Source organism: Streptomyces sp. NPDC087787, from assembly GCF_044743035.1.
Taxonomy (GTDB): domain Bacteria; phylum Actinomycetota; class Actinomycetes; order Streptomycetales; family Streptomycetaceae; genus Streptomyces.
Genome location: NZ_JBIUVQ010000016.1, coordinates 39,798 through 56,267 on the forward strand (window position 1 = coordinate 39,798; position 16,470 = coordinate 56,267).

The following is a 16,470-nucleotide window of genomic DNA, read 5'->3' on the forward strand; positions in this document are numbered from 1 at the left end:
GTCACTTCCTGCCGAAACCGAAGCCGCCGGAGTTCTCGACCTTGGCGCGCAGCCGCTTGCCCTTCTCGGTGGCCTGGTCGTTCAGCTCCTGCTGGAACTCCCGCATCCGGGCGAGCAGTTCCTCGTCGTGCGCGGCGAGCATCCGGGCGGCGAGCAGACCCGCGTTGCGGGCGCCGCCGACGGACACGGTCGCCACCGGGACTCCGGCCGGCATCTGCACGATCGACAGCAGCGAGTCCATGCCGTCCAGGTACTTCAGCGGGACGGGTACGCCGATCACCGGCAGCGGGGTGACGGAGGCGAGCATGCCGGGGAGATGGGCGGCCCCGCCCGCGCCCGCGATGATCGCCTTCAGGCCGCGGTCCGCCGCACGCTCGCCGTACGCGATCATCTCGCGCGGCATGCGGTGTGCGGAGACGACGTCGACCTCGTAGGAGATCTCGAACTCGTCGAGCGCCTCGGCGGCGGCCTCCATGACGGGCCAGTCGGAGTCCGACCCCATGACGATGCCAACAACTGGGCTCATTCGGTGATGGTGCCTCTCAGGTAGCCGGCTGCGTGACGGGCGCGTTCCAGCACGTCGTCCAGGTCGTCGCCGTAGGTGTTGACGTGGCCGACCTTGCGGCCGGGCTTCACGTCCTTGCCATACATGTGGATCTTGAGCTGGGGGTCGCGGGCCATGCAGTGCAGGTACGCGGAGTACATGTCGGGGTAGTCGCCGCCGAGGACGTTGACCATGACGGTCCACCGGGCGCGCGGGCGGGGGTCGCCGAGCGGGAGGTCGAGGACCGCGCGGACGTGGTTGGCGAACTGGGAGGTGATGGCGCCGTCCATCGACCAGTGGCCGGAGTTGTGCGGACGCATCGCCAGCTCGTTGACGAGGATGCGACCGTCGCGGGTCTGGAACAGCTCGACCGCGAGGTGGCCGACGACACCGAGTTCCTTGGCGATGGTCAGCGCGAGCTGCTCGGCCCTGAGGGCGAGGCTCTCGTCGAGGTCGGGTGCCGGGGCTATCACGGTGTCGCAGACGCCGTTCACCTGCCGCGACTCCACCACCGGGTAGGCCACGGCCTGACCGTGCGGGGAGCGTACGACGTTGGCGGCCAGCTCCCGGACGAAGTCGACCTTCTCCTCGGCGAGGACGGGCACGCCGGCGCGGAAGGGCTCGGCGGCCTCCTCGGCGGAGTTGACCACCCACACGCCCTTGCCGTCGTAGCCGCCGCGGACGGTCTTCAGGACCACGGGGAAACCGCCCGCCCGTCGCCCACCGCCGCCCTTGCCGGAGGGCACTTCGTGCCCGCCCCTTTCGAGCTCCGCCGCGAACGCGGCCACGTCCCGCGGGTCGCTCACGATGCGGTGCCGCGGGCAGGGCACACCGATCGCGTCGAGCTTCGCGCGCATCACGCCCTTGTCCTGGGCGTGCACGAGCGCGTCGGGGCCGGGGCGCACGGGGATGCCGTCCGCCTCCAGGGCCCGCAGGTGCTCGGTGGGGACGTGCTCGTGATCGAAGGTGATCACGTCGCAGCCCCGCGCGAACGCGCGCAGCGTGTCCAGGTCGCGGTAGTCGCCGATGACGACATCGCTCACCACCTGCGCCGCGGAGTCCTGGGGAGTGTCACTGAGGAGCTTGAACCTGATGCCCAGCGGGATGCCCGCCTCGTGTGTCATACGAGCGAGCTGGCCACCGCCGACCATGCCGACTACCGGGAACGTCACGCTCCTAGGGTATCGGCCGCCGCGCCGCGCACCGCTTCCGCGCCCGCCGGGGCCTTACCGGCGCCTCGCGGGGCTCTCACCCCCCGCACTGACGTACCCGACGTCACCCCCGTCGGCGTTCTTACCAGTCACTTCGGCGGCTCTTTCCCGCCTTTTCCCGGACTCTTTCCGACCCGTTCCCCAGCTGATGCCTTGTGCACGGGCGCGGGCGTGCGGCGCTGGTTAGCATGGCCGGGTTGACCGAACCGACCGAGACGGGGGCCTGCACGACCATGGAACGTGGTTCCTCGGGGCTCCGACCGGCGCCCCCCGCGCCCCGCGGCGCGCTGCGCAGGCACGTGGACCAGCTCTGGCGCGAGGTCGTCAAGTTCGGCGCGGTGGGCGGGGCGGGGCTGCTGGTCAACCTGCTCGTGTTCAACCTGGTGCGGCACACGACCGGACTCCAGGTGGTGCGGGCCAGCGTCATCGCGACCGTCGTCGCGATCGTCTTCAACTACATCGGCTTCCGCTACTTCACGTACCGGGACCGCGAGAAGACCGGGCGCACCAGGGAACTGACGCTGTTCCTGCTGTTCAGCGTGGTGGGCCTGGTGATCGAGAACGGCGTGCTGTACCTGGCGACGTACGGCTTCGGCTGGGACAGCCCGCTGCAGAGCAACGTCTTCAAGTTCCTCGGCATCGGCATCGCGACCCTGTTCCGCTTCTGGTCGTACCGCACCTGGGTCTTCCGCACCCTGCCGGCCCGGCAGACCGTGGCGGGCGCGGAGTCCTTCCTCCAGACCGAGTCGAAGACGCCTCGGACCCGGGCCTTCCGCTAGGTTCCCCGGCCCTGGCGGTCAGCGCACCGTCGGGTGGTCAGCGCACCGTCGGGTGGTCCTCCGGCTCCTTCTTGAGCGGCGGGGTGCGGGACAGGAACAGGCCGAAGACGGGCGGCTGGGCCTGGAGCAGTTCCAGGCGGCCGCCGTCGGCCTCGGCGAGGTCGCGGGCGACGGCGAGTCCGATGCCCGTGGAGTTGCGGCCGCTGATGGTGCGCTCGAAGATCCGGGCGCCGAGGTCGGCGGGGACGCCGGAGCCCTCGTCGGTGACCTCCACCACGGCCTGGTTGCCGGTCACGCGGGTGCGCAGCGCCACCGTGCCGCCGCCGTGCATGAGGGAGTTCTCGATCAGCGCGGCCAGCACCTGCGCGACGGCACCCGGCGTGCCCACGGCCCGGAGGTGCCGCTTGCCGGAGCTGACGATCGCCCGGCCGGCACTGCGGTAGGCGGGACGCCACTCGGCGATCTGCTGCTGGATGACCTCGTCGAGGTCGAAGGAGACGGCGGAGCCGGTACGCGGGTCGCGGGAGTTGGTCAGCAGGCGGTCCACCACGTCGGTCAGCCGCTCGACCTGGGCGAGGGCGACGTTCGCCTCCTCCTTCACCGTGTCCGGATCGTCGGTGAGTGTGATCTCCTCCAGGCGCATGGACAGCGCGGTCAGCGGCGTACGCAACTGGTGGGAGGCGTCGGCGGCGAGCCGGCGCTCGGCGGTCAGCATCCGGGCGATGCGCTCGGCCGATCCGTCGAGCACGTCCGCGACCCGGTCCAGCTCAGGGACGCCGTAGCGCTTGTGGCGGGGGCGCGGATCGCCGGATCCGAGGCGCTCGGCGGTCTCGGCCAGGTCGGTCAGCGGGGAGGCGAGCCGGTTGGCCTGGCGGACCGCGAGCAGCACCGCGGCGACCACCGCGAGCAGCGCCACCAGGCCGATGATCAGCAGCGTACGGCCGACCTCGCGGGTCACCGAGGAGCGCGGCTCCTCCACCCGGACGGTCTCGCCCTGCTCCCCCGTGGCCGTGGAGTGGATCACGTCGCCGGACGGCTTGTCGCCAACCTGGATGGGCCGTTGTCCCGGGATGCCGATGACGGCGTACTGGCCGTCGGCCATTTGGTGGCGCAGGATCGCCGCGTTGACCGTCGCCTCGCCGAGCAGCCTGCTGTCGACGATGCTGGCCAGCCGCAGCGCCTCGGAGTCGACGCGCTCCTGGGCGCTGCTGCTGATGGTGCGGGTCTCCACGATCACCAGGGAGAGACCGAAGACGGCGATCACGACCAGGACCACGGCAAGCGTGGACTGGATCAGTCGGCGGCGCATGTACTCCTACCTGACGAAAGCGCGGGGCGGCCGGCTCAGCTCTTCTCGAAGCGGAAGCCCACGCCGCGCACGGTCGCGATGTACCGGGGGTTCGCCGCGTCGTCGCCGAGCTTCTTGCGGAGCCACGAGATGTGCATGTCGAGGGTCTTGGTGGACGACCACCAGGTGGTGTCCCAGACCTCGCGCATCAGCTGGTCGCGGGTGACGACCCGGCCGGCGTCCCGCACGAGCACCCGGAGCAGGTCGAACTCCTTGGCGGTGAGCTGGAGCTCCTCGTCGCCCATCCACGCGCGGTGGGACTCGACGTCGATGCGCACGCCGTGGGTGGCGGGCGGCTGCTGCGGCTCGGCGGCGCCGCGCCGCAGCAGGGCCCGGACGCGGGCGAGCAGTTCGGCGAGCCGGAAGGGCTTGGTGACGTAGTCGTCCGCGCCCGCGTCGAGGCCGACGACGGTGTCCACCTCGTCGGCGCGCGCGGTCAGGATCAGGATGGGCACCGTGTGGCCGTCGGAGCGCAGCCGGCGGGCGACCTCCAGGCCGTCCATGCCGGGCAGTCCGAGGTCCAGCACGACCAGGTCGACACCGCCCTGCATTCCGGCGTCGAGCGCGGCGGGTCCGTCCTCACGCACCTCGACCTCGTAACCTTCCCTGCGCAGTGCGCGAGCCAGCGGCTCCGAGATGGACGCGTCGTCCTCGGCGAGCAGTACACGGGTCATGGACCGATGGTAGTCCGCCGACGCCGCCCGCTGGGGCGGTCCTGCGGTGTGATCGACACGCGCGGTTCTTACCTTGCGGCCGGCCGGAGGCCGCCTCGGCGGCCCGCGCCCCTGACCGGCCGGCCCGGATGTGATCGTTTGAGGCCTCGGTAATAGACCTTCGAAAGCAGGGCAGGGTTCCCCTGTAGCCTGTGATTCATCTCTCAAGTCCTTCCATATCCGGCAGTGTCCTGCCGTATGGTGGATTGAACGTCTGATGCACACAGGGGACCTTTGGCGATCGTATTGACGCTGAAGGTCTCTTCTGTGAGCGGGCCGGCCCGGGCCGGCCCGGTAAGAACGACCTAGGGCCGGGCCTCGTACGCGCGTCGACGCGGGCAGAGGTGTGGATCCCGGTGGCCGTCGTCCCCCGCTTCGCGTTCCGGAGCGGACTCCCCCTGGGCGTGGGGTGGACCTCGGGCCTGCCGGTGCCGGCCACCCCCACCGGGCGCACAACCGCCGAGGGCGGCGCGTCCCGACCAGCAAGGAACGACCATGGCGTCCAGCCTGACGAAGGACTCGGTCCATCGGGGCACCCCCGGTTCCGAGAAGACCTTCTTCGGCCACCCCCGCGGCCTGGCCACCCTCTTCATGACCGAGATGTGGGAGCGCTTCAGCTTCTACGGCATGCGTGCCCTTCTCGTCGTGTACCTGCTCTCCGGCGGCCCCGACGCCAAAAAGGGGAGCATGAGCGGTGGGCTCGGCATGGATCTGGCCACCACCACCGCCATCTACTCCGTCTATCTGTCGATGGTGTACCTGCTCGCCATGCCCGGCGGGTGGCTGGGCGACCGCGTCTGGGGTCCCCGCAAGACGGTGGCGATCGCCGCGATCACGATCATGGCGGGCCACGCGGTCCTGGCGCTGCCCGGTGGCCAGGCGCCCTTCTTCGCCGGTCTCGCGCTGGTCGCGCTCGGCTCCGGCCTGCTGAAGGCCAACATCTCCACCATGGTCGGCCACCTCTACAACGGCCCGGACGACCCGCGCCGCGACGGTGGCTTCACGATCTTCTACATGGGCATCAACATGGGTGCCTTCTTCGCGCCGCTGATCATCGGCACCGTCGGTCAGCAGGTCAGCTGGCACCTGGGCTTCGGCCTCGCCGCCGTGGGCATGGCGATCGGCCTCGCGGCCTTCCTCATCGGCACCCGGAACCTGAGCCCGCAGAGCAGCGTCGTGCCGAAGCCGCTGGCCGCCGCCGAGCGTGCCTCCTGGCTGCGCAAGGGCCTGACCTGGCTGGCCGTCGCCGCCGTCTTCTACGGCATCGTCGGCTTCACCGGCCACTTCACCCTGAACTGGGCGATGATCCCGCTCACCGTCATCGGTCTGGTCATCCCGGCCGGCGTCCTGCTGCGCATCAAGCGCGACAAGGAGCTGTCGACCGCCGAGCAGTCCAGGATGACCGGCTACATCTGGTTCTTCGTCGCGGCCGCCGTCTTCTGGATGATCTACGACCAGGGCGGCTCCACGGTCCAGGCGTTCGGTGAGACCAAGACCTCCTCCTCGCTGCTCGGCTTCGGCTTCCCGTCCTCCTGGTACCAGTCGCTGAACCCGGTGTTCATCATGGCGCTGGCCCCGGTCTTCGCCTGGTTCTGGCTGTGGCTGAGCCGCAAGGGCAAGGAGCCGAGCACCGTCGCGAAGTTCGCGGCCGCCCTGTTCTTCATCGGCGTGTCGTTCTTCTTCTTCCTGCTGCCGCTGGGCATGGCCGGCGGCGACACCATGGTCAGCCCGATGTGGCTGGTCGGCATCTATCTGATCCAGACCGTCGGCGAGCTGTGCCTCTCCCCGGTCGGCCTGTCCGTGACGACCAAGATGGCGCCGGCCAAGTACGCCAGCCAGATGATGGGCGTGTGGTTCCTCGCGGTCACCGCGGGCGACTCCATCACCAGCCTGCTGTCCAACCCGGCCGTGGCCGGGGTCGACCTCAGCGGGACGGGAGCGGTGGCCCTGGAGGCGGTCCTCGCCGCCCTCGCCGGTGTCGCGGTGTACATGTACCGCCGGAAGGTGAAGTCCCTGATGGGCGACGTCCACTGACGTCCCCCCGCAGCAACGCGGAAGGGCCGCCCCCGTGAGGGGCGGCCCTTCCGCGTTGCCGGTCTTTCAGGCGGGTGCGCCCAGCTCGGCCCACACTCTCTTGCCGGTGACGCCGGGGGCGCGGACGACGCCCCAGTCCAGGCACAGCCGCTGGACGATGAACATGCCGTGGCCGCCGGGGCGTCCGGCGCGGTGCGGGGTCCGCGGGGAGGGCTGTCCGGTGCCGCGGTCGGAGACCTCGACGCGGATCACCTTGTTGTCGCAGGTGATCTCCAGCTGGTCGGGTCCCTCGGCGTGCAGGCAGGCGTTGGTGACCAGTTCGGAGACCACGAGGAGTACGTCCTCGGCGGCGGCCCGCTGGTCGGCGGTCGCGGCGGGCAGCCAGCCCCACGCGTACAGCGCCTGGCGGGTGAAGTCGCGGGCGAGCGGCACGACGCCGCTCTCGCCGTCGAAGCTCAGCCTGCGGATCTGGCGACTTCCGGACGGGGCCGCCGGCACGGCGGTCGCACCCCCTGGGGGTACCGCGCCCGCCGGCGCGTCCCCCTCGGACGCCCCGGAAGCGCCGCTGGGCTCCGGGCGGCGGTCGCCCGGCGAGTAAGGCCGGGTGGTGCTCATCAGCGCTTCACCTCACCGATTCACCAGTTCACGATTCAAAAGTCACCAGTCACTTCACACGTACACGCCGGTACGTCCGTTCATTCGCCGAATGCCGGTAGCCGGCTCGCGAGGGCCGCCGATCCACTCAGGTTGTCTCCTGCCCGACCGATCGGGGGGAACACCCCCGTTTTCGGCCCGCCGTGCGGGCGCCCGGCGTACGCCGGGCGCGGAACACGAAAGGGGCACGTCGAGAGTCCCGGGGCCGGCTCAGCCGGCCTCGTCGGCCAGCGCGTCCTCCAGGGAGTCGTGCACGGTGAAGACCGCGTCCGCCCCTGTGATCTCGAACACGCGGGCCACCACCGGCAGCATCCCGGCCAGATGCACACCCCCTCCGGCCGCCTCCGCCTTCAGTCGCGCGCCCAGCAGGACGTTCAACCCCGTGGAGTCACAGAACTCCAGACGTGAACAGTCCACCACCAGGCGCGAGCGCCCCTTGTCGAGACACTCCTCGAGCGGCTCACGCAACAGGTCGGCCGTGTGGTGATCGAGCTCACCCGCCGGCGTCACGACGGCGCTGGAGCCCTCTTGCCGCACCTCCACCAGAAGCCGGCCCGACTGTGCGCTGCCGACCGTCCCGCGGTCCATGCCGTCTCTCTCTCCCGGGGTCTTGGCTGCTGACTGACGCCCTCGAACACTACGCCTTCCCTTACCGCTCCGACACCCGAACAACCACACACAACCGGACATAGGCCCACACAAGGAACTTGCGGTGGTGTTGGTAAAGCGGGTAGGGCTAGTAGAGACCCGCACCCGACACGGCCGGCTTTGGAGGCGCCGCACACCGCAGTGCACGAATTGGCTTCGGCAGCCATATGCCGAGAACGATGGAGGACATCATGTCACCCCGGCTCGACGCCTCGCATACCCGGATGGCGACGTCGGCATCCCCCACGGAGCACCTGGATCCCATCGAGTTTCCCGACGTACGCGCCGAGCGGGCCGCTCAGGCCGACGCGCTGGCCGGACTTCCGGACATCCCCCCGTACGACGAAGTGGCCCCCGACGACGCCCGGGCCCTGTCCAAGACCCTCTTCGAGCGGCTGGAGTCCCTCGAGGAAGGCACTCACGCCTACTCGTACGTCCGCAACACGCTCGTCGAGCTCAACCTCGCGCTCGTCAAGTTCGCCGCCTCCCGCTTCCGCTCCCGCAGCGAGCCGATGGAGGACATCATCCAGGTCGGCACCATCGGCCTGATCAAGGCGATCGACCGGTTCGAGCTGTCCCGGGGCGTGGAGTTCCCCACGTTCGCGATGCCCACCATCATCGGTGAGATCAAGCGCTTCTTCCGCGACACCTCCTGGTCCGTGCGCGTCCCGCGCCGGCTCCAGGAACTGCGGCTTGACCTCGCCAAGGCCGGTGACGAACTGGCCCAGCGGCTCGACCGCGCCCCCACGGTCGCCGAACTCGCCGAGCACCTCGGTCTGTCCAACGACGAGGTGGTGGAGGGCATGGCCGCCTCCAACGCCTACACCGCCTCGTCGCTGGACGCCCAGCCCGAGGAGGACGACTCCGAGGGCGCCCTCGCGGACCGCATCGGCTACGAGGACCACGGTCTCGAAGGCATCGAGTTCGTGGAGGCGCTGAAGCCGCTGATCGCGCAACTGCCCTCCCGGGACCGGAAGATCCTGTCCCTGCGGTTCGTCGCCAACATGACCCAGTCGGAGATCGGCGACGAACTGGGCATCTCGCAGATGCACGTCTCCCGGCTGCTGTCCCGCACACTCGGCCAACTGCGCAAGGGCCTGACACTCGACGAGTGACCGGGTGACGGGGCGGCGGTGAAGCGCCGGCCGCCGGCCCCGCCGGCCGCGGCCGGCGCTTCACCGCCGCCCTGCGCGGTCCTTGTTCAGGCCCCCCGCACGCCGCGCCGCCAGACCTCGGTGACCAGCGGGACGCCCGGCCGGTAGGCCAGGTGCACATGGCTGGGCGCGTCCAGGACGGCGAGGTCGGCGCGGGCACCCGGGGACAGACGGCCGACGTCGTCGCGGCGCAGGGCCCTCGCACCGCCCGCCGTCGCCGCCCATACCGCCTCGTCCGGGGTCATGCCCATGTCGCGTACGGCGAGCGCGATGCAGAAGGGCACCGAGGACGTGAAGGACGAGCCCGGGTTGCAGTCGGTGGACAGGGCGACCGTGACACCCGCGTCGAGGAGGCGGCGGGCGTCGGGCCACTGGGCGCGGGTGGAGAACTCGGCGCCGGGCAGGAGCGTGGCGACCGTGTTCCCGTTCGCCAGCGCGTCCACGTCCGCGTCGGTCAGATGCGTGCAGTGGTCGGCGCTGGCCGCGTCGAGCTCGACGGCGAGCTGGACGCCGGGGCCGTGGCTGAGCTGGTTGGCGTGGACGCGCGGAAGCAGGCCCTTGGCCATGCCCGCGGTGAGGATCTCCCGGGCCTGGTCGCCGTCGAAGGCGCCCTTCTCGCAGAAGACGTCGATCCAGCGGGCGTGCGGGGCGCAGGCGTCCAGCATCTCCCCGGTGACCAGGGCGACGTACGCCGCCGGGTCCCCGGCGTGGTCCGGGGGGACGATGTGGGCGCCGAGGTAGGTGACCTCGTCGGTGTGCGCGGCGGCGATGCGCAGGGCGCGGGCCTCGTCGGCGACGGTGAGGCCGTAGCCGGACTTGGTCTCGAACGTGGTCGTGCCCTGGCGCAGGGCCTCGGCGAGGTAGCGGGTGAGGTTGGCCTCCAGCTCGGCGTCGGTGGCGGCGCGGGTGGCGGCGACCGTGGTGCGGATGCCGCCTGCGCTGTAGGCCCGGCCGGACATACGGGCGTTGAACTCCTCGGTGCGGTCGCCCGCGAAGACCAGGTGGGAGTGGGAGTCGACGAAGCCGGGGATCACCGCCCGGCCGCCGGCGTCGACCCGGTTGTCAGTGGCGGGTGCTTTGCTGGATTCACCGGTCCACGCGACGTGGTCTCCGTCGATGACGACGGCCGCGTCCCGGACCAGTCCGAGGGGGGATCCGTCACCGAGGGAGGGGTCGTTGGTGACCAGCGTGGCGATGTTGGTGATGACGGTGCTGCTCATGGTGTCCTCAGGGGTGACGGGGGGATTCAGCCGCGCAGTGCCTCGACGGCGCCTGCCAGCGCCGACGGCACATCCGGTACGAGGGTGTGGGAGCCGTCCCGCACGACGTGCCGGCCGGCCACGACCGTATGGCGTACGTCGGCGGCGGTCGCCGCGAATACGGCTGTCTCGGCGCCGAGCCTGGGCAGCGTCCCCGCTGTCCTGACCGAGTCCAGCGCGAGCGTCGTGAAGTCGGCGAGGGCGCCGGGGGTGAGGCTGCCCGCGTCGGACCAGCCGAGGGCGGCGTGCCCGTCGGCGGTGGCGGCCCGCAGCAGGGACGCGGCCGTCCAGTGGCCGCGGGTGCGGGTGCGCAGCCGCTCGTTCAGCTCTATCGCGCGGGCCTCTTCGAGCAGGTCGATGACGGCGTGGCTGTCGGAGCCCAGGGAGAGCGGGGAGCCGGCGCGCTGGAGGGCGACGGCGGGTCCGATGCCGTCGGCCAGGTCCCGCTCGGTGGTCGGGCACATGCAGGTGCCGGTGCGGGATCCGCCGAGCAGGGCGATGTCCTCGTCGGTCAGGTGGGTGCTGTGCACGCCGGTCGTGCGCGGGCCGAGGACGCCGTGGTCGGCCAGCAGCCGGGCCGGGGTGCACCCGTGGGCGGCCCGGCAGGCGTCGTTCTCGGCGGTCTGCTCCGACAGGTGCACATGGAGCGGGGCCCGCCGCTCCTCGGCCCACCGCGCCACCGTCTCCAGCTCCCGCGCCGGCACGGCCCGTACGGAGTGCACGGCGGCACCGATCCGCGCGTGATCGTGTTCCTTGAGAACTGAACAGCGTTCGGCCCAGGCCTCGGCCGTCCCGTCGGAGAAGCGGAGCTGGTGGCTGTCGGGCGACTGCCCGAACCCGGAGGACAGGTAACAGGTGTCGAGGAGGGTGATGCGGATCCCGGCCTCGGCGGCGGCCGCGATCAGGGCCTCGCCCATCGCGTTCGGGTCGGCGTACCGGGTGCCTCCCGGCGCGTGGTGGACGTAGTGGAACTCGCCGACGGCCGTGATGCCGGCCAGCGCCATCTCGGCGTACACCGCGCGGGCCAGCGCGTGGTACGTCTCGGGAGTGAGCCGGTCGGCGGTGGAGTACATGACCTCGCGCCAGGTCCAGAAGGTCCCCGAGCCGACCTGGACGGTGCCGCGCAGGGCCCGGTGGAAGGCGTGGCTGTGCGCGTTGGCGAGTCCCGGGACCGTGAGGCCCCGCAGCACCTCGGCGCCCGGCGGCGGGACGGGCACGCCCGTGCGGACGGCCGCGACGCGGCCGCCGCGCACGTCGAGCGCCACGCCCGGCTCGACGTAGCTGCCGAGCCAGGCCTGCTCCAGCCAGTACGTCCGCGTCTGCTCGGTGGGGGTCACGTGCAGGCCAGCCCTTCCAGTACGTCGGCGAGTGCGCGCACCCCGGCCACGCAGTCGTCCTCGGCCGCGGATTCGGCCGGGGAGTGCGAGACACCGGTGGGGTTGCGCACGAACAGCATGGCGGTCGGGACGGTCCCGGACAGGATTCCGGCATCGTGTCCGGCGCCCGTGCCGAGCACCGGCACCTTCAGCTCGGTGCCGGCGCCCAGGATGCGGGCGAGTTCGTCACGCAGCGCGTGGTCGAACTCGACGACGGGGGTGAAGGACTCGCGGACCACGTCCAGGTCGACGCCGTGAGCGGCGGCGTACTCGCGGGCCGCCTTCTCGACGCCGGTGACCACGGTGTCCAGGGTCGTCTGGTCGGCGGCGCGGGAGTCGAGCCAGCCGCGCACCAGGGACGGGATCGCGTTGACGCCGTTCGGCTCGACGGCGATCTTGCCGAAGGTGGCGACGGCGCCCGCGAGCGCGGCCTCGCGCCGGGCCGCGAGCACGGTCTCCGCGTACGGCAGCATCGGGTCGCGCCGGTCGACGAGCCGGGTGGTGCCCGCGTGGTTGGCCTCGCCCCGGAAGTCGAACCGCCACCGCCCGTGCGGCCAGATGGCACTGGCCACACCGACGGCGTCGCCGGTCAGGTCGAGGGCGCGGCCCTGCTCGACGTGCAGTTCGACGAAGGCGCCGATGCGCGCGAGCCGCTCCGGGTCGGGGCCGATGGCGTGGGGGTCGTACCCGGCGGCCTCCATGGCCCTGGGCAGGGTGACCCCGTCGGCGTCGGTGAGCCGGTGCGCCTGCTCGACGGTGAGGTGCCCGGCGGTCAGCCGCGAGCCGGTGCAGGCCAGCCCGAACCGGGCGCCCTCCTCGTCACCGAAGTTGACGAGGGCGAGCGGCTTGGCGAACCGCGCGTTCCTGTCGCGCAGTTCGTCGAGGGCGGCGAAGGAGGACACGACGCCCAGCGGCCCGTCGAAGGCCCCGCCGTCGGGCACGGAGTCGAGGTGCGACCCGGTGACCACGGCGTCCCCGGCCTCGGGGTCGCCGAGCCAGGCCCACTGGTTGCCGTTGCGGTCGACCTCGTAGTCCAGGCCGCGGTCCTCGGCCTGCTGCCGGAACCAGGCCCGGCACTCGGCGTCGGCCGCGGTCCAGGCGAAGCGCCGGTAACCGCCGGACCCGGGGTGGCGCCCGATCGGGAGCAGTTCCCGCCACATCGTGTGGAAGGAGTCGCCCACGGCGGGCGCCGGGGTCCGCGCCGCGGCCGGACGGGCCTCGCCCGGGTCGGCGGGATGCCGCGTCACGCCTCCTCGCCCTCGCGCATGGGCACGCGCACCCCGCGTTCGCCGGCCACCGACTCCGCGATGTCGTACCCGGCGTCCACGTGCCGGATCACGCCCATGCCGGGGTCGTTGGTGAGCACCCGGCGGATCTTCTCCCCGGCGAGCGCGGTGCCGTCGGCGACCGTCACCTGTCCGGCGTGGATGGACCGTCCCATGCCGACGCCGCCGCCGTGGTGGATCGACACCCAGGACGCGCCCGAGGCCACGTTCACCATCGCGTTCAGCAGGGGCCAGTCGGCGATCGCGTCGGAGCCGTCGAGCATGGCCTCGGTCTCCCGGTACGGGGAGGCGACGGAGCCGCAGTCGAGGTGGTCGCGGCCGATCACGACCGGCGCCTGGAGCTCACCGCTCGCGACCATGTCGTTGAACCGCTCGCCCGCCTTGTCGCGCTCGCCGTAGCCGAGCCAGCAGATGCGGGCGGGCAGGCCCTGGAAGTGGACGCGCTCGCCGGCCAGCTTGATCCAGCGCGCCAGGGACTCGTTCTCGGGGAACAGCTCCAGGATCGCCTTGTCGGTCTTGGCGATGTCGGACGCCTCACCGGACAGCGCGGCCCAGCGGAACGGGCCCTTGCCCTCGCAGAACAGCGGCCGGATGTAGGCGGGGACGAAGCCGGGGAAGGCGAACGCCCGCTCGTACCCGGCGAGTTGTGCCTCGCCGCGGATCGAGTTGCCGTAGTCGAAGACCTCGGCGCCTGCGTCCATGAAGCCGACCATGGCCTCGACGTGCCGGGCCATGGACTCACGGGCCCGGGTGGTGAAGCCGGCCGGGTCCTTGGCGGCGGCGTCGGCCATGTCGTCGAAGTCGGTGCCCAGCGGCAGGTAGGCCAGCGGGTCGTGCGCGGAGGTCTGGTCGGTGACGATGTCGATGGGCGCGCCCATCGCGAGGAGCCGCGGGACGAGTTCGGCGGCGTTGCCGAGCACGCCGATGGACAGGGGCTTGCGCTGGTCGCGCGCCTCCACGGCCAGGCGGAGGGCCTGCTCCAGGGAGTCGGCCTTCACGTCGAGGTAGCGGTGCTCGATGCGCCGCTCGATGGCGCGCGGGTCGCAGTCGACGCAGATGGCCACGCCGTCGTTCATGGTGACGGCGAGGGGCTGGGCGCCGCCCATGCCGCCGAGGCCGGCGGTCAGGGTGATCGTCCCGGCGAGCGTGCCGCCGAACTTCTTCGCGGCGACGGCGGCGAAGGTCTCGTAGGTGCCCTGGAGGATGCCCTGGGTGCCGATGTAGATCCAGGACCCGGCGGTCATCTGGCCGTACATCGTCAGGCCGAGGTTCTCCAGGCGGCGGAACTCCTCCCAGTTGGCCCAGTCGCCGACGAGGTTGGAGTTGGCCAGCAGCACGCGCGGGGCCCACTCGTGAGTCTGCATGACGCCGACCGGGCGGCCGGACTGGACGAGCATGGTCTCGTCGGCCTTGAGGGTCCGCAGCGTGCGGACCATGGCGTCGAAGGAGCGCCAGTCGCGGGCGGCCTTGCCGGTGCCGCCGTAGACGACGAGCTTGTCGGGGTGCTCGGCGACCTCGGGGTCGAGGTTGTTCTGGAGCATCCGCAGGGCGGCTTCCTGCTGCCATCCCAGGGCGCTCAGTTCCGTACCGCGCGGCGCTCGTACTCCACCAGGGGGCGGCCCGTAGGGCCTCGTTTGAGGGTGGCGGCGGGAGACGGGCGGGCGGGGTCCTGACATGGTCTGCCTCCTGGTGGGTGCTCCCGGGGTTATTACTGCGTCTATTCACATCCTGGCGTGATGAATAGAACTAGTCAATACGTGCGCGCCGGGCGGCGCGCGGCGTGGGCGGATGTTTGGCCGGCTCCAGGTCAGGAAGGCGGGACCTGGAGGCACACCGACGGGACCGGGGGCGCGGCATGGCCGGGAACATCGACGACGACATCGACGAGGGCGTCAGCGAGGGCATGGACCGGAGCCTCGCCGAGGCGGACCGCGAGCGGGCCGTGCGGCGGGACCAGGCGGTGCGGGCCGCGGTGGCGCGGGGGCTGCTCGGCCCCGGCTCCCCCGTCGTGGGCCTGCTCGACGTCACCGGCATCCGGGAGTCCGCGGCGGCGCTCCGGGCAGCGTTCGAGGCGGTGCTGGCGCCGGGAACCCCGGTGCTGCACGCCTTCGCGGTCAAGGCGACCCCGCTCGTGCCCGTCCTGCGGCTGCTGCACGAGGAGGGTGTCGGCGCCGAGGTGGCGAGCCCGGGGGAACTGGCGCTGGCGCGGGCGGCCGGGGTGCCGCCCACCCGTACCGTCCTGGACTCCCCCGCGAAGACGCCGGCCGAGCTGCGCGAGGCGCTGGAACTGGGCATCGCCGTCAACGCGGACAACCCCCAGGAGCTGGCCCGCATCGACGCCCTCGTGGGCTCCGCCACCCCTCGCTCACCACTCGGGATACGGGTGAACCCGCAGGTCGGCGGGGGCGCCATCGAGGCGCTGTCGACGGCCAAGGCGACCTCCAAGTTCGGGGTGGCGCTGCGCGACGAGGGCGCCCGCGAGTGGGTGGTGCGGGCGTATCTCGACCGTCCGTGGCTGACCCGGCTGCACGCCCACACCGGGTCCCAGGGCATCCCGCTCTCCCTGATGGCGCAGGGCGTGGCGCGGACGTTCGAGCTCGCCGAGGAGATCAACGCGCGCGCGGGACGGCGGCAGATCGACACCCTCGACATCGGCGGCGGGCTGCCGGTGAACTTCGGCTCCGAGGCGACCGCGCCGACGTACGCGCACTATGCGCGGCTGCTGCGCGAGGTGGTGCCGGGGCTGTGCGAGGGGCGGTACGGACTGGTGACCGAGTTCGGGCGGTCGCTGCTGGCCAAGCAGGGCACGACGGTGGCGCGGGTGGAGTACACCAAGAGCGCCGGGGGGCGGCCGGTCGCCGTGACCCACGCGGGCGTGCAGGTCGCGACGCGCACCGTCTACGTGCCGGAGGCCTGGCCGCTGCGCCTGGCCGCGTACGACGCGAAGGGGCGGCCCAAGCCGGGACCCGAGGTGGTGCAGGACGTGGCCGGGCCCGCCTGCTTCGCGGGCGACCTGCTCGCCGAGGCCCGCGCGCTCGCCCTGCTCGAACCGGGCGACCATGTGGCGGCGCTGGACACCGGGGCGTACTGCTTCGCCCACCACTACGCCTACAACTCCCTGCCCCGGCCCGGGGTCCACGGCTATGCCCCAGACGGTTCCGGAGGCGTCGCCTTCGCCCTCGTGCGCGAGCCGCAGCCGGTCGAGGAGATCGTGGCGGAGTCCGGAGGGGCGCACGCGTCGGCGCTCACCACCTTGGGCACACCCGAGCGCGCTTGAGGAACGCCGAAGGCCTCGCGGCACGTCCTGGACGATGAGACGCGTCCAGGGCGCCGAGCGCGTGTGCGTCCAGGACGCCGAGGCACGTCAAAGGCCTTGAGACGCACCGTGGATGCGGCGCGACCCGCCCGAAATCCGGTTCAGTCGACCCACATTAGCCGCTCGGTCGCATGTTCCACCGGAAAAT

General features: G+C 71.9%; 14 protein-coding genes. 4 read left to right on the forward strand and 10 right to left on the reverse strand.

Going from position 1 to position 16,470, the window contains the following annotated elements; translation table 11 throughout:
* Position 1: 1 nt before the first annotated feature.
* A complete protein-coding gene (purE, locus tag ACIOWN_RS24550) occupies positions 2 to 526 on the reverse strand; it encodes a 5-(carboxyamino)imidazole ribonucleotide mutase (RefSeq protein ID WP_362345321.1) in 525 nt (174 codons plus the stop codon).
* Complete coding sequence (locus tag ACIOWN_RS24555; RefSeq protein ID WP_362345323.1) at positions 523 to 1,716, reverse strand: 5-(carboxyamino)imidazole ribonucleotide synthase; 1,194 nt, start codon at positions 1,714 to 1,716, stop codon at positions 523 to 525. The genes purE and ACIOWN_RS24555 overlap by 4 nt, the downstream gene beginning before the upstream one ends.
* Before the next feature lie 272 nt (positions 1,717 to 1,988).
* Between ACIOWN_RS24555 and ACIOWN_RS24560 the strand changes: the two genes are divergently transcribed.
* The gene (locus ACIOWN_RS24560; protein WP_362345961.1) at positions 1,989 to 2,534 is read left to right on the forward strand and encodes a GtrA family protein; all 546 of its coding nucleotides are present in this window, start codon (positions 1,989 to 1,991) and stop codon (positions 2,532 to 2,534) included.
* A 37-nt stretch (positions 2,535 to 2,571) separates the two neighbouring features.
* On the opposite strand, the gene ACIOWN_RS24565 is transcribed toward ACIOWN_RS24560, so the two are convergent.
* On the reverse strand, positions 2,572 to 3,843 hold the full coding sequence (locus ACIOWN_RS24565; RefSeq protein ID WP_100571004.1) for an ATP-binding protein: 1,272 nt from the start codon (positions 3,841 to 3,843) through the stop codon (positions 2,572 to 2,574).
* A gap of 35 nt (positions 3,844 to 3,878) precedes the next feature.
* Complete coding sequence (locus ACIOWN_RS24570; RefSeq protein ID WP_100571005.1) at positions 3,879 to 4,556, reverse strand: response regulator transcription factor; 678 nt, start codon at positions 4,554 to 4,556, stop codon at positions 3,879 to 3,881.
* Positions 4,557 to 5,090: 534 nt separating this feature from the next.
* Between ACIOWN_RS24570 and ACIOWN_RS24575 the strand changes: the two genes are divergently transcribed.
* Entirely contained in the window at positions 5,091 to 6,629 is a 1,539-nt protein-coding gene (locus tag ACIOWN_RS24575; RefSeq protein WP_362345325.1) for an oligopeptide:H+ symporter, read from the forward strand.
* 66 nt (positions 6,630 to 6,695) lie between these two features.
* Here ACIOWN_RS24575 and ACIOWN_RS24580 read toward each other — a convergent pair whose 3' ends face one another.
* Together ACIOWN_RS24580 and ACIOWN_RS24585 are read right to left on the reverse strand one after the other, a co-directional pair.
* Complete coding sequence (locus ACIOWN_RS24580; protein ID WP_362345327.1) at positions 6,696 to 7,244, reverse strand: ATP-binding protein; 549 nt, start codon at positions 7,242 to 7,244, stop codon at positions 6,696 to 6,698.
* 249 nt (positions 7,245 to 7,493) lie between these two features.
* Positions 7,494 to 7,871, reverse strand: coding sequence for an STAS domain-containing protein (locus ACIOWN_RS24585; RefSeq protein ID WP_100571008.1), 378 nt, complete (start codon positions 7,869 to 7,871; stop codon positions 7,494 to 7,496).
* A gap of 239 nt (positions 7,872 to 8,110) precedes the next feature.
* On the opposite strand from ACIOWN_RS24585, the gene ACIOWN_RS24590 reads away from it, so the two are divergent.
* Entirely contained in the window at positions 8,111 to 9,046 is a 936-nt protein-coding gene (locus ACIOWN_RS24590; protein WP_362345329.1) for an RNA polymerase sigma factor SigF, read from the forward strand.
* An 86-nt stretch (positions 9,047 to 9,132) separates the two neighbouring features.
* Here the strand turns inward: ACIOWN_RS24590 and hutI are convergent, their stop codons facing one another.
* The 4 genes from hutI to hutU all read right to left on the reverse strand — a co-directional run bounded on the left by hutI (position 9,133) and on the right by hutU (position 14,682).
* The gene (gene hutI, locus ACIOWN_RS24595) at positions 9,133 to 10,305 is read right to left on the reverse strand and encodes an imidazolonepropionase (RefSeq protein ID WP_362345331.1); all 1,173 of its coding nucleotides are present in this window, start codon (positions 10,303 to 10,305) and stop codon (positions 9,133 to 9,135) included.
* Positions 10,306 to 10,331: 26 nt separating this feature from the next.
* On the reverse strand, positions 10,332 to 11,681 hold the full coding sequence (locus tag ACIOWN_RS24600) for a formimidoylglutamate deiminase (protein WP_401983340.1): 1,350 nt from the start codon (positions 11,679 to 11,681) through the stop codon (positions 10,332 to 10,334).
* The gene (locus ACIOWN_RS24605; protein ID WP_401983393.1) at positions 11,678 to 12,880 is read right to left on the reverse strand and encodes an allantoate amidohydrolase; all 1,203 of its coding nucleotides are present in this window, start codon (positions 12,878 to 12,880) and stop codon (positions 11,678 to 11,680) included. The genes ACIOWN_RS24600 and ACIOWN_RS24605 overlap by 4 nt, the downstream gene beginning before the upstream one ends.
* An 83-nt stretch (positions 12,881 to 12,963) precedes the next feature.
* On the reverse strand, positions 12,964 to 14,682 hold the full coding sequence (gene hutU / locus ACIOWN_RS24610; protein WP_362345335.1) for a urocanate hydratase: 1,719 nt from the start codon (positions 14,680 to 14,682) through the stop codon (positions 12,964 to 12,966).
* 227 nt (positions 14,683 to 14,909) lie between these two features.
* Here hutU and ACIOWN_RS24615 point away from each other — a divergent pair, with 227 nt between their 5' ends.
* A complete protein-coding gene (locus tag ACIOWN_RS24615; protein ID WP_362345965.1) occupies positions 14,910 to 16,283 on the forward strand; it encodes a diaminopimelate decarboxylase in 1,374 nt (457 codons plus the stop codon).
* Positions 16,284 to 16,470: the final 187 nt, after the last annotated feature.

What these genes read in the sequence shown, in the direction of transcription:
- purE (WP_362345321.1), bottom strand. Translation starts at nt 526, where the DNA reads ATGAGCCCAGTTGTTGGCATCGTCATGGGGTCGGACTCCGACTGGCCC.
- ACIOWN_RS24560 (WP_362345961.1), top strand. Translation starts at nt 1,989, where the DNA reads ATGGAACGTGGTTCCTCGGGGCTCCGACCGGCGCCCCCCGCGCCCCGC.
- ACIOWN_RS24565 (WP_100571004.1), bottom strand. Translation starts at nt 3,843, where the DNA reads ATGCGCCGCCGACTGATCCAGTCCACGCTTGCCGTGGTCCTGGTCGTG.
- ACIOWN_RS24570 (WP_100571005.1), bottom strand. Translation starts at nt 4,556, where the DNA reads ATGACCCGTGTACTGCTCGCCGAGGACGACGCGTCCATCTCGGAGCCG.
- ACIOWN_RS24575 (WP_362345325.1), top strand. Translation starts at nt 5,091, where the DNA reads ATGGCGTCCAGCCTGACGAAGGACTCGGTCCATCGGGGCACCCCCGGT.
- ACIOWN_RS24580 (WP_362345327.1), bottom strand. Translation starts at nt 7,244, where the DNA reads ATGAGCACCACCCGGCCTTACTCGCCGGGCGACCGCCGCCCGGAGCCC.
- ACIOWN_RS24585 (WP_100571008.1), bottom strand. Translation starts at nt 7,871, where the DNA reads ATGGACCGCGGGACGGTCGGCAGCGCACAGTCGGGCCGGCTTCTGGTG.
- ACIOWN_RS24590 (WP_362345329.1), top strand. Translation starts at nt 8,111, where the DNA reads ATGGAGGACATCATGTCACCCCGGCTCGACGCCTCGCATACCCGGATG.
- hutI (WP_362345331.1), bottom strand. Translation starts at nt 10,305, where the DNA reads ATGAGCAGCACCGTCATCACCAACATCGCCACGCTGGTCACCAACGAC.
- ACIOWN_RS24605 (WP_401983393.1), bottom strand. Translation starts at nt 12,880, where the DNA reads ATGTGGCGGGAACTGCTCCCGATCGGGCGCCACCCCGGGTCCGGCGGT.
- hutU (WP_362345335.1), bottom strand. Translation starts at nt 14,682, where the DNA reads ATGTCAGGACCCCGCCCGCCCGTCTCCCGCCGCCACCCTCAAACGAGG.
- ACIOWN_RS24615 (WP_362345965.1), top strand. Translation starts at nt 14,910, where the DNA reads ATGGACCGGAGCCTCGCCGAGGCGGACCGCGAGCGGGCCGTGCGGCGG.